The organism is Flavobacterium sp. LMO6 (assembly GCF_009495795.1).
Lineage (GTDB): Bacteria > Bacteroidota > Bacteroidia > Flavobacteriales > Flavobacteriaceae > Flavobacterium.
The window spans coordinates 51787-63801 of sequence record NZ_WIBH01000010.1 but is presented as its reverse complement, the minus strand read 5'-3'; the positions used below and the strand labels follow the sequence as shown (position 1 = coordinate 63801).

Sequence of the window (12015 nt, the reverse complement as noted above, 5' to 3'; positions counted from 1 at the left end):
ACATAACTATCTATTATTTTTGGATTATTGAGAATAAATAAATTAATTACATTTGTAAAAAATAATTAAAAATGGCAATTAGCGGTTTAGTAATCACTTTTAACGAAGAAAAGAATATAGGTAAATGTATTGATGCACTTTTTAAAGTGTGTAATGAAGTCATTGTAGTAGATTCGTTAAGTTCTGATAATACTGTTAAAATTGCCGAAGAGAAAGGTGCAAAGGTAATTTTTCAAAAATTTCTTGGCGATGGTCCACAACGTACGCATGGATTACCTTATTGCACAAACGATTGGATATTAAATTTAGATGCGGATGAGTTTTTGGATACCGATGCAACTGAATTTATTTTGAAAGAAAAATATTTAGTGGGTAATTATGATGCTTTTTCTTTCCGTGTAAAGAACTTTTTAAAAGACGAATTAATCGATTTTTCTGGTTGGTATCCAGATCATAAAGTTCGTTTTTTTAATAAAATATCTGCCCATCCATCATCGTCTAAAGTGCATCAAAAAATTATTACTACAAATGAAAAAAAGGTGGCTGTTCATATTTTACATTATGGATGGGAGTCTTTTGAGCAAATAGTAGCTAAAAAAAATCAATATTCTACTTGGCATGCCCAACAGCTTTTTGATCAAGGAAAAAGAGTAAGTGCAATAAAACCTGTAATTAATGGTTTAACTGCCTTTATAAGATGTTATTTTTTGAAGAAAGGAATTTTTAACGGTATTGACGGTATTACAATTGCATTAATTCAAGGATTTTTCTCGCACATGAAATACGCAAAATTATTAAAACTACAACGAGAAGAAAAACTATTGAATCGTTAATTTATTTCCTATCATTCTCTCATTAAATGACTGAATGTAAGCTTTTATAAACTTTTCCATTTCAGCAGCTTTAAAATTATTAGTCTTTAAAAGATTTGATTTTAAAAGTTCATCTTTTTTGAAATTATACAATCCCAAAGATTTAGTTCCGTCAAAAGCTAAATAATAGTCGCCTGAAATATAGTGGTAAATATTATCTAAATAATACACTACAAAATCTTTATCTGATTGATATGATTTTCCGTAGGTTACCATTTTACTTTCAATATTTAAATAATCTAATATAGAGGGCATTATATCTATTTGCTGTAGATTTTTATAGTTTTTTCCAATCATTTCCGGATTCGAAGGGTCAAAAAATAAAATAGGAACTCTAAACTTGCCCACATTTGTTTTAAATTTTTTCTCTGTTGGTTCAGATGAAGTATGATCAGCAGTTATTACAAATAACGTATTTTTATACCAATCGTATTTTGAAGCTGTTTTAAAAAATTGTTCTAAGGCATAATCAGAATATGCAATACTTTCCTGAATTTTTGTAGTTCCTTTTGGAAATTTACCTTTATATTTTTCTGGAATAATGTAGGGATTATGAGATGAAATCGTAAAAAGTGTTGTAAAAAATGGTTCTTTAAATTTAGACATTTTACCTGCGAAAAATTGTAAAAATTCTTCATCAAAAATACCCCATTTGCCATCAAAGGCTTCTGGACCTATATATTCGTTTTTACCAAAATAATCATCAAAACCTGCTACTTTGCAATATTGATCAAAATTTTGACTTCCATTAAAAGCTCCATGAAAAAAAGCTGTTTTATAACCATTTTCTTTCAGAATTTTAGGTAATCCGTATACTTCGTTAATTGAATAACTCGAAGTAATTAAAGACGTATTCATTAAATTAGGAATACTCGAAAGGGTTGACGGAACAGCATCTATAGATAGTTTTCCATTAGCAAAACCATTTTCAAAAAACAACGATTTGTTTATTAAGTTATCTAAAAAAGGCGTTTGTCCGCGTTGCAAATTTTCTCTACCAAAACTTTCCAAAATAAGTATTACAACATTTTTTTTTGAAGATTTCTCGGTTTCTTTTATAATTGTAATAGGATTAAAAATCGCATTTAATTCTGTTTCATTATAAAATTTTGGAGATTCTAATGTCTCTTTTTTCCCCATTGTCGTTAAAATACAAAAAGGTGTATTTAAAACCAATGCAGATTGATTTATAGAACCATAATTTATTGCGTCAACAATTTTAATTGGTTTCTTTTGAAAACCACCTCTGCCAGTTACAATTAAAACTCCTGTAAATAAAACAAATAAAACACTTTGTTTCAGTATTGTTTTTGAACCTACGGTAACATTTACTAATTTAATATTAGGAAGTGCTTTCCAAAATGCTAAACCTAATAGAAATGCAATTAGTGGTAAATACCAAAACTCAGTTAAGAATGAAAATATCAAACCGCCAATTTCATTTTCCATCCCAGTTGCTGTAATCATTCCAAATGTACTTCTTCTTCCAGTAAATTTATAATATTCAAAATCTACAAAGTTGGTTAGTATAAATATTAAATTTACAAAGTAGAATCCAATTTTTAAAACCTTTTGATATGTTGGTTTGTATTTAAATTCTCCCGGAATAAAATGAAATAAAGCAAAAATTAAATTGATGTATGCTATTGCTGATACATCAAAGTGAATTCCTCCTAAAAAGCCTTTTACTGAAATATTTTCAAACGAATTTCTATTAAAAAAGTAAAACAATATTCTACAAATTTGATAGATAAAAATAACAATAAAAATACGTTTAAAAAACAGTTTTACACTGTTTAAATAATTTGACATAGAAAGGTAATTTTAAGCAAATTTAACTATTCATGTAAAATTTACAATTTATTTACCTTTATTTTACTTCTAAAAGAAAATAAAAATTCCAATTCACAACAATATTGTTACGAATTGGAATTCTGTTTATGTTTTTAATTTTGACTACACAGCAACGTTATATTCTCTCAGTGCATCATTTAGAGAAGTTTTTAAGTCGGTTGAAGGTTTTCTTTGTCCAATGATGATTGCACAAGGTACTTGATAATCCCCAGCAGGAAATTTCTTAGTATAACTTCCTGGAATTACTACCGAACGAGCCGGAACTACTCCTTTATATTCAATAGGTTCATCACCTGTAACATCGATAATCTTTGTTGAACTAGTCAAACAAACATTCGCGCCTAAAACCGCTTCTTTTCCTACATGAACACCTTCAACTACAATACATCTTGAACCAATGAAGGCACCATCTTCAATAATAACTGGAGCGGCTTGTAAAGGTTCTAAAACACCACCAATTCCAACACCACCAGAAAGGTGAACATGCTTTCCAATTTGTGCACAACTTCCTACGGTTGCCCATGTATCTACCATAGTACCTTCATCTACATAAGCACCAATGTTTACATAACTCGGCATTAAAATTACTCCAGAAGAAATATAAGCACCGTATCTTGCCACCGCATTTGGAACTACACGAATTCCTTTTTCTGCATAATTACGTTTCAACAACATTTTATCGTGATATTCAAAAATACCCGATTCCCAAGTTTCCATTTTTTGAATTGGAAAATACATTACCACCGCTTTTTTAACCCATTCGTTTACTTGCCAACCTCCCGAAACTTCGGGATCAACAGGTTCAGCTACACGAAGTTTGCCGCTATCCAATAATTCGATAACTTCTCTAATGGCTTTTTGAGTAGGTTCTTCTTGTAATAAAGCACGATTTTCCCATGCTTGTTCTATTGTTGCTTGTAAATTATTCATTAGTGTGATTTTTGTATTGCAAAGATAATTTATTTAAGTAAATGCAAAAGCCAATATTTTAAAATCAATTTTATTAAACAAATCACTTATTTTTGTAAAAAAAAAGATGCCACGAATTTTAGCGATAGATTACGGAATCAAACGAACAGGAATTGCCGTTACTGATGAAATGCAAATGATTGCTTTTGGATTAACTACAATTCCATCTGAAACTGCTATAACTTTTCTTAAAGACTATTTTTCAAAAGAAAAAGTAGAAAGTGTTATTATTGGAGAACCTAAACAAATGAATGGAGAACCTTCGCAAAGTGCTGAAATTATTAATGCTTTTGTGGTGAAATTTCAAGAAGCTTTCCCTGAAATGCCTGTGAATAGAGTAGATGAACGATTTACATCAAAAATGGCGTTTCAAACGATGATTGATAGCGGCTTAAATAAAAAACAACGCCAAAATAAAGCGTTGGTTGACGAAATTGCCGCAACAATTATACTTCAAGATTATTTACGTTATAAAAAATAGTACTTTTGCACGGAATTTGATGTAACAATTCCGATTTTAAGTTTACAAATAATAAAATTTACAAGATGATTTTACCAATATACGGATACGGAGAACCAGTTTTACGTAAAGTAGGAGAGGACATTTCTCCAGAATATCCGAATCTTAAAGAAACAATTGCTAATATGTATGAAACCATGTATCATGCGCATGGCGTTGGTTTGGCGGCTCCACAAGTTGGGTTACCAATTCGTTTGTTCATTGTAGATACCGAACCTTTTAGCGATAGTGATGATGTTTCTAAAGAAGAAGCGGCTTTAATGAAAGATTTCAAAAAAACATTTATTAACGCTAAAATTATTAAAGAAGAAGGAGATGTTTGGGGCTTTAATGAAGGTTGTTTAAGTATTCCAGATGTTCGTGAAGATGTTTTTAGACATGATACTATTACTATTGAATATTTTGATGAAGATTTCAATAAGAAAACAGAAGTATATGACGGTTTAATTGCACGTGTTATTCAACATGAATACGATCATATTGAAGGTATTTTATTTACTGACCACATTTCTTCTCTAAAAAAGAAATTGGTTGCTAAGAAATTACAAAACATCATGGATGGCAAAGCACGTCCTGATTATAAAATGAAATTTGTAAACAAAAAGGGAAGATAACATAGTAATCAGTAATTAGCTATTTTAACTAAACTTTTTACTTTTTACTTTTCACTTTTTACTTTAAAATAATATATTTGCCAACCTTAATTAATAAGAAACATGAGCATTCAAAAAATATTAGCTATTTCTGGGAAACCAGGTTTATATGAATTAAAAATTCAAACACGTACTGGTTTTGTTGCCGAGTCTTTATTAGACGGAAAAAAGATTACTGTAGGAATGAGAGCTAACGTAAGTTTGTTGTCAGAAATTGCAGTATATACGTATTCAGAAGAGGTGCGTTTAGCAGAAGTTTTAAAAGCAATTGCTACGAAAGAAAATGACGGACCTGCAATTTCTCATAAAGAAGATGATGCTACTTTAAAAGCTTATTTTAGAGAAATTTTACCAGAATTTGACGAAGACCGAGTATATACATCTGACATCAAGAAAATACTAAACTGGTATAATTTGTTGCAACCCAAAGGTTTCGTTTCATTAGAGGCGTTATCTAAAGAAGTAAAAGAAGAAGACACGAGCGATAGCGAATTGGCGACGCAAACTCCAGCTGCTGAATAAGTAGTGGAAAACTATATTTTAAAATCCTGCGTTTTCCACGTGGGATTTTTTATTTTTACAACTACTTTGTCATGCTGAACTCGTTTAACTACGTTGAATCTTCGATTTCAGCATCTCAATTCAACAATTCAACAATTTAACAATTCAACTCCAAAATGAACACACGCCAACAACAATTACAAGCTTTCAATCGACTTTTAGATATCATGGACGATTTACGCGAAAAATGTCCGTGGGATAAGAAGCAAACACTTGAAAGTCTACGTCATTTGACAATTGAAGAAACCTACGAATTAGGCGACGCTATTTTAGACAACGATTTGCAGGAAATCAAGAAAGAGTTGGGCGATGTATTGTTACACATTGTATTTTATGCGAAAATTGGAAGTGAAACCAATGCTTTTGATATTGCTGATGTTTGTAATTCGATTTGTGATAAATTAATCGATCGTCATCCGCATATTTATGGCGATGTGGTGGTGGCTGACGAAGAAGAAGTAAAACGAAATTGGGAAAAACTAAAACTAAAAGAAGGTAAGAAATCAGTATTAGAAGGTGTACCAAAAAGTTTACCTGCGTTAGTGAAAGCAAGTCGCATTCAAGATAAGGTAAAAGGTGTTGGATTTGATTGGGAAGAGCCACATCAAGTTTGGGATAAAGTACAAGAAGAACTAAACGAACTCCAAGTTGAGGTACAATCTGGAAATCAAGATAAAATAGAAGCCGAATTTGGCGATGTTTTGTTCTCGATGATAAATTACGCAAGATTCTTAAAAGTAAACCCAGAAGACGCTTTAGAACGCACGAACAAAAAATTCATTAAACGTTTCCAATATTTAGAAAGTAAAGCCACCGAATTAGGTAAACCTTTAATGGATATGACCTTGGCAGAAATGGATGTTTTTTGGGAAGAAGCAAAGAAGTTGTAGTATTCAGTGGTCAGTCTCAGTGTTCAGTTTCAGTGGTCAGTCCCAGTGTTCAGTCGCAGTAGTCAGTTCGAGTGATTTCGTAGAAATCGTATCGAGAACTATTCGTAATTCATAATTTTTAATTCGTAATTTTCATGTACTACGCAGTAATTTTTACATCTACCAGAACCGAAGTGGAAGCAGGTTATGCCGAAATGGCAATTAAAATGGTGGAACTAGCCAAAGCCCAACCTGGATTTATAGATATGGAAAGCGCTCGAAGCGAAATTGGAATTACCGTTTCCTATTGGAAAAGCTTGGAAGCCATAAAAAACTGGAAAGCTAATATGGAACATTTAGAAGCGCAAGAAAAAGGCAGAACTACTTGGTACAAAAATTACAAAGTAAGAATTGCTAAAGTGGAAAGGGAATATGAGTTTTAAGTAATTTTAACGTTCTGAGGCTTGAATTAATGGCGAGCCAAAGCACCAAACCATTACAAATATACACAAACCTTTAAATTAAACAACTGTGCCATTGCGTATTTTCCGCAAGCCCAGCCATTAATGCAAACCGCTGTTAGCAAACGGTTTTTACATCCCTACATAATCAGTTTTAGTTTTTCTATATTTTCAAACTTATTGTTTTTTATTTTTATAGAATACCAAACTCTCCACTGATTATCTGTGTCAGGAATATTTAAGTCAGAAGTTAGGAATATTTCATTTCCAACAATATTATCAATTTTGGTCGAGAAAAGATTACAGTCAGCGTAAAATTCGGAATCAAGAATTTTTTTGAATTTAGTTTTGTCAATTCTTTTAATATCAAAATTTGAATCTGTAAAAAGTTTAATATCAGTAACCATTGTATGTGAATAATCTATATAAATTTGATTTTCTACTTTTCCTAAATTTCTAACTATTAAGCTGTCATTAAGGCTAAAAGTTTTTAATTCCAATTTACTATTACCAATATTTTTAAATTCTTTTTGTTCAGTAATTGTATCAAGTATTATTTCCCAATAGTTTAAGATTGTATCTTGTTTTTTTACGTCTTTTTCGTCTTCATTTTTTTTAATTATAACATTTTCGGATTTTATTATATCCGATTTTATTTTGTCACAACTTGATAAGATTAAAAACGTGAAAATTAAAAATAGAATTTGTTTCATAGTTCGGTTTTAAACTGTTTGCTAACTATTAAATTACATCAAGTAATTATACAAAAATAACAAATTTCTTATAGTGCTTGCTGTAGTTTTTCTGCAGTTTCTGTTAAAGTTATAAAAAAGCAAAAAAAAATCCCGAGCTTTCACTCAGGATTCTATCTTACATCTTTTTAATTTGCTGTAGCTTTTCTTTCCACAATTTTAAGTCGTCTTTGTGGCGTTCAATACTTTTTTGAACTTCTTTAATAAAAGGATTTTCTCCTTTAGAACTACTACTAATAAACTGAATGTTATTTTCTAGTTGGAAAATTTCACCTTGTACTTCGTCAATTTTCTTTCTAATAAAGTATTGTTCTTGTTCTAAAGCACGTTTGTCATCGTTATCGCTCATTTGTTCTAAACGATTATTAAAACGCATCATTTCAGTATCTTTTTTAGATAGACTAAGTTTTTCAAATAAGGCATCTAAAATTTTATTGAATTTTCCTTCAATGTGTCTTCTGTTAAAAGGAACTTTCCCAAAAGTTTTCCAAGTAGCAATATGGGATTTAATCGATTCTAAATCTGTTTTGTGTTCGCCACTTAAAGTAAAATCTTTTAACTCTTCTAAAAATGCTTTCTTCTTTTCAAAAGCTTCTACTTCTTCGCCTGTTTCGGCATTTTTAGCTTCATGCATTCTATCAAAATAAGCATTACATGCTTCTTTAAATTCTTTCCAAATGCTATCTGAATATTTACGAGGTACATGTCCAATTTTTTTCCAATCGTCCTGAATTTTCTTCATAATTGGAGTAGTAGCAGCAAAATCAGAACTCTCTTTCAACGATTTTGCTTTTTCAACTAATTCTAATTTTTTAGTTAAATTCTCGTGTTGCTCATTTTTAATATCTTTATAAAAAACGTTTTTGTGTGCATTAAAAGCTCTAACCGCATTTTTAAATTTAGCCCAAGTTTCCTCTGTCACTTCAGCAGGAACTTTACCCGCTTTAAAGAAGGCTTCACGCAAGGCTTCCATCTTCTTAATTTGAGTTTGCCATCCACTATGTGCATCAATTTTTTCAGTACCTAATGCCTCAATTTGACGAATAATTTCATTTTTGATGGCTAAAGTTTCTGTTTCTTTTTCTCTGGCAATCGCATACAAACCTTCACGTTTATCGTGCATTTGTTTTGTAATTTCGCTAAATTCATTCCAAATTACTTCACGATGTTCTCTGTCTACTGGACCAATTTCTTCTTTCCAAATGCGGTGTAATAGTTGCAATTCTCTAAAAGCTTTTAAAACATCTTCTTCAGTTAATAATTCTTTAGCTTTAGTAATGATATGTTGCTTTTGTTCTAAATTATTTTTCAAATCTAAATCACGCGCTTCTTTATCTAAATGCATAATGTCGTAAAAACGCTCAATATGAAAATGATAATTGTTCCACAAGATATTGTATTTGTCTCTTGGAATTGCACCAGCATTTTTCCAACGATCACGAATATCGTTTACTTTTTTAAACATATCGCCAATACTAGAATCGCCAGAATCGATTAAGTTTTTCAACTCTTCGATTAAGCCTTCACGAGTCGCGAAATTTTGTTCTAAATTATTTTGTAATTGTTTAAAATGTTTGGCTTTACTTGATTTGTAAGAATTGTAAATACCGTCAAATTTATTTTTTAAAGGAAAATGGTATTCAGAATCCAATCCTTCTTCATTATTTTGAGCTGAAAATTCTTCTTTTTTCTCTTCTATGAAATGGTGGTATTTGTCCGAAAAAGCTTTTCTTATGCCTTCTACATGGTCTTTAATGGCCATTACTTTTTCGTTTTCAACTAATTTTTCAAGTTCATCAGTTAGCTCTTCCATAGATAAAACATCATAATCCAATACCGGAATTTCGTGTTTTTCTTTTATCGAATCGTCTTCATTTTCTTCTGCATTAGAGTTGTCTATCTCATCTAATACCGATTGACTAATTAGAGTAACATTCTCTGTTTGATCAATTTGTTCTTGTCCGTCTGCGTTTTGCAGGTTATCATGTTGTGCTTCTGACATTTTGTAAATGCTTAAGGTTACTAAAATAATATGGTGTGAAGGTAGTAAAGCACTGCGAAAATTCAAAAAAAAAACGACTAATTATCCTTTATTTTCTTTGAAACGAATGTTTTAGGCATTCTTGCCATCCATTTTCCCGCTATCCGCTATATCCGCCAAGACGGGATGTCGCTTCTATCGGGGTTAGATAGCCGTTAAAAGGCTTTCTTGGGATTGGTTTTTTTGCAGCTATTTTAGTTTTGTATTTTTTTTATCAGACTAACTTAAAATGCTATTTGGCAGACATCTTGGTGAAAATTACGAAGAACAGAAAAAATCCTTAACACCCCTAAAGTCCCCTCAAGGGGACAATTCCTTCTACATATTTTACTATTAATCAGTTTTTAAAAAAAATCTACGACTATCTGTAAAATCTGGATTATTCAGCTTTACTATCAATGTGTAACGTCTCTGTGAAACTCTTTCAATACAATCCACTTCCAAAAAAACTCCGTGAAGCTCTGTGTAAAAACTATTAATCATGTGTTTAAAATAGTGTACATTGTGACTTCCTTGTGTTCTTTGTGGTTAAATCTTACTCATTCCAAATCTTCCAAGCCTTTTCCGCCTGTAAAACCAACATTTCGTAACCGTTTTTAGTCACGGCGCCTTTTGCTTTAGCCATTCTTAAAAACGCGGTTTCTTCTGGATTATAAATTAAGTCAAAAGCAATATGTTTTTTGGTAAACAAACTGTAATCTAAATTTAGGCAATCATCCACATTAGGATGTGTTCCTACAGGAGTGGTGTTAATGATAATCGTATATTCTTCAAAAATAGCAGCGTCTAATTCTTCGTATTTGAATTGAAATTCATCTGCTGTTCTAGAAACGAAATCATATTCGATTTTTAAGTTTCGTAAGGCATAAGCGATTGCTTTACTAGCGCCACCAGTTCCTAAAATCAAAGCTTTTTTGTGATGGTCTTTCAATAAAGGTTTTATCGATTTTTTGAATCCGTGATAATCGGTATTGTAGCCTTTTAGGTTTTTCTTTTTGGAAATCGTAACGCAATTTACCGCACCAATTTTCTTAGCTGTTTTAGATAATTTATCCAAATACGGAATAATCTCTTCTTTGTACGGAATGGTAACATTTAAACCCCGTAAACCTTTAATTTCAGTAATTACTTTTGGAAACTCTTTGATGCTTTCAATATCGTAATTCTTGTATTCGCAATTGTCAAAATGACCAATTTCAAACTTCTCATTGAAATATTTTTTTGAAAAAGAATAGCTAATGTTTCGGCCAATTAAGCCAAATTTCAACTGTTTTTTTGTTTTCTTTTTCATTATTGAAGTTTTAAAATAGTATGCAGTTATTCTGTAAATTTATGATAAAAGATTGCATCTACAAAATACACTTTGAATTTTAATAAAAAAATCAAATTAACTTAACATGAACAAATAGCAGAAAAGCAGTTTTAATAAATTATTTTTTTAGTAGTTTTAATACTATCATCAAGTACTACAATATTTCTAATTCTTAATTCAGATTTGAATTCTTTCCAATTTTTATTCAATAAATTATCAGATGAATAAGTTCTATTTTCAAACTTTTTTGTTTTGATTAATACTGATTTTCCAAATTGTCTGAAATGACGATGAATGTTAATAGATTCAACTTGATCTAATTCAAAATATTTTTTCTCCCAAAAACGGATAGAGTTTTTTACAATTAGATAGTTATCTGTTATTATAAAATAGTTCATGTCGTTTGAGAATAATAGAATTAAAAGAGTGATTAAAACTGGTATTTGTAAAGTGGTATAAATATTCAAGGATTCTATTGGAAAAAAAGAGTATAGAATCATTAAAATAAAACTATAAAAAATTATTCCTGTTGGAGATAAAACATGAGAAAAATTAAATGTCTTAGTTTTGTCATAAGAACTTATTTTGAAAGTCTTTTTTTGAGGTAAAATGAAGTCTAAATTTAGTTTTACAATTTTTATATTCTCACTTTTTATAGTTTCATTAATGAAGCTTAATATGATTTTTAATTTAAAAAAATCTTGATATCTAAATGAATACAGGTTAATGATTTCGTTGTTTGTTAATTGTATTCTTGTTCTATCTACTAATATTTCATATGAATCATTAATTTCTGAAAGAATTATATTTTTTATGTTTTCAATTCGTATTACTTTTTTGGAAAAAACATTTTTTATGATTATTTCTTTTTCATTGACTTCAATGTTTGAAAAAAAATTGGTTACAAATAAAGTAGTTGTAACAAGAAGAAGAATAAAGAAAGAAAGAACTAAGAAAGTAGGAATATCAAATTTTGTTCTTGATTCTTCCATAAATCTATTAAACATATGAAATGAAAGTAATCCAAAAAGAAATACACTAAAAAAACTAGAGGCTAAAATTAGTTTAATGTTGGTTTTTATTTTTACAGATTTGGACATTTCTTAGTTATGCTTACTATATTGTAAATTAATTTTTTATGTTTTATAAAT

12 protein-coding genes are annotated in these 12015 nt (G+C 30.1%); 6 read left to right on the top strand and 6 right to left on the bottom strand.

The window, feature by feature from the left end:
- Positions 1–71: 71 nt before the first annotated feature.
- Positions 72–833: a glycosyltransferase family 2 protein gene (locus GFJ99_RS10825; protein WP_153208723.1), complete on the top strand. Its 762-nt coding sequence runs from the start codon at positions 72–74 to the stop codon at positions 831–833.
- Here the strand turns inward: GFJ99_RS10825 and GFJ99_RS10820 are convergent.
- Together GFJ99_RS10820 and GFJ99_RS10815 are read right to left on the bottom strand one after the other, a co-directional pair.
- A complete protein-coding gene (locus GFJ99_RS10820; protein ID WP_153208722.1) occupies positions 819–2684 on the bottom strand; it encodes an LTA synthase family protein in 1866 nt (621 codons plus the stop codon). The genes GFJ99_RS10825 and GFJ99_RS10820 overlap by 15 nt on opposite strands.
- A 144-nt stretch (positions 2685–2828) precedes the next feature.
- Positions 2829–3656: a 2,3,4,5-tetrahydropyridine-2,6-dicarboxylate N-succinyltransferase gene (locus GFJ99_RS10815; RefSeq protein ID WP_153208721.1), complete on the bottom strand. Its 828-nt coding sequence runs from the start codon at positions 3654–3656 to the stop codon at positions 2829–2831.
- Positions 3657–3762: 106 nt separating this feature from the next.
- On the opposite strand from GFJ99_RS10815, the gene ruvX reads away from it, so the two are divergent.
- The 5 genes from ruvX (at position 3763) to GFJ99_RS10790 (ending at position 6741) form a co-directional block, all read left to right on the top strand.
- On the top strand, positions 3763–4176 hold the full coding sequence (gene ruvX / locus GFJ99_RS10810; RefSeq protein WP_153208720.1) for a Holliday junction resolvase RuvX: 414 nt from the start codon (positions 3763–3765) through the stop codon (positions 4174–4176).
- A gap of 65 nt (positions 4177–4241) precedes the next feature.
- Positions 4242–4829 (top strand): peptide deformylase, encoded by a 588-nt coding sequence (def, locus tag GFJ99_RS10805; RefSeq protein ID WP_153208719.1) that lies wholly within the window; start codon positions 4242–4244, stop codon positions 4827–4829.
- 102 nt (positions 4830–4931) lie between these two features.
- Positions 4932–5390 carry a DUF5606 domain-containing protein gene (locus tag GFJ99_RS10800; protein ID WP_153208718.1) on the top strand — a complete coding sequence of 153 codons (459 nt, stop codon included), beginning with the start codon at positions 4932–4934 and terminating at the stop codon, positions 5388–5390.
- A gap of 155 nt (positions 5391–5545) precedes the next feature.
- Positions 5546–6319 (top strand): nucleoside triphosphate pyrophosphohydrolase, encoded by a 774-nt coding sequence (gene mazG / locus GFJ99_RS10795; protein WP_153208717.1) that lies wholly within the window; start codon positions 5546–5548, stop codon positions 6317–6319.
- A 134-nt stretch (positions 6320–6453) separates the two neighbouring features.
- Positions 6454–6741, top strand: a complete 288-nt coding sequence (locus GFJ99_RS10790) for an antibiotic biosynthesis monooxygenase (protein WP_153208716.1) — start codon at positions 6454–6456, stop codon at positions 6739–6741.
- A gap of 158 nt (positions 6742–6899) precedes the next feature.
- On the opposite strand, the gene GFJ99_RS10785 is transcribed toward GFJ99_RS10790, so the two are convergent.
- From GFJ99_RS10785 to GFJ99_RS10770, 4 genes are all read right to left on the bottom strand, one after another.
- Positions 6900–7472, bottom strand: a complete 573-nt coding sequence (locus GFJ99_RS10785; RefSeq protein WP_153208715.1) for a hypothetical protein — start codon at positions 7470–7472, stop codon at positions 6900–6902.
- Between the two features lie 157 nt (positions 7473–7629).
- Positions 7630–9513 carry a DUF349 domain-containing protein gene (locus GFJ99_RS10780; protein WP_153208714.1) on the bottom strand — a complete coding sequence of 628 codons (1884 nt, stop codon included), beginning with the start codon at positions 9511–9513 and terminating at the stop codon, positions 7630–7632.
- Positions 9514–10087: 574 nt separating this feature from the next.
- Entirely contained in the window at positions 10088–10843 is a 756-nt protein-coding gene (locus tag GFJ99_RS10775; protein ID WP_153208713.1) for a shikimate dehydrogenase, read from the bottom strand.
- 131 nt (positions 10844–10974) lie between these two features.
- Positions 10975–11871, bottom strand: coding sequence for a hypothetical protein (locus GFJ99_RS10770; RefSeq protein WP_153208712.1), 897 nt, complete (start codon positions 11869–11871; stop codon positions 10975–10977).
- Positions 11872–12015: the final 144 nt, after the last annotated feature.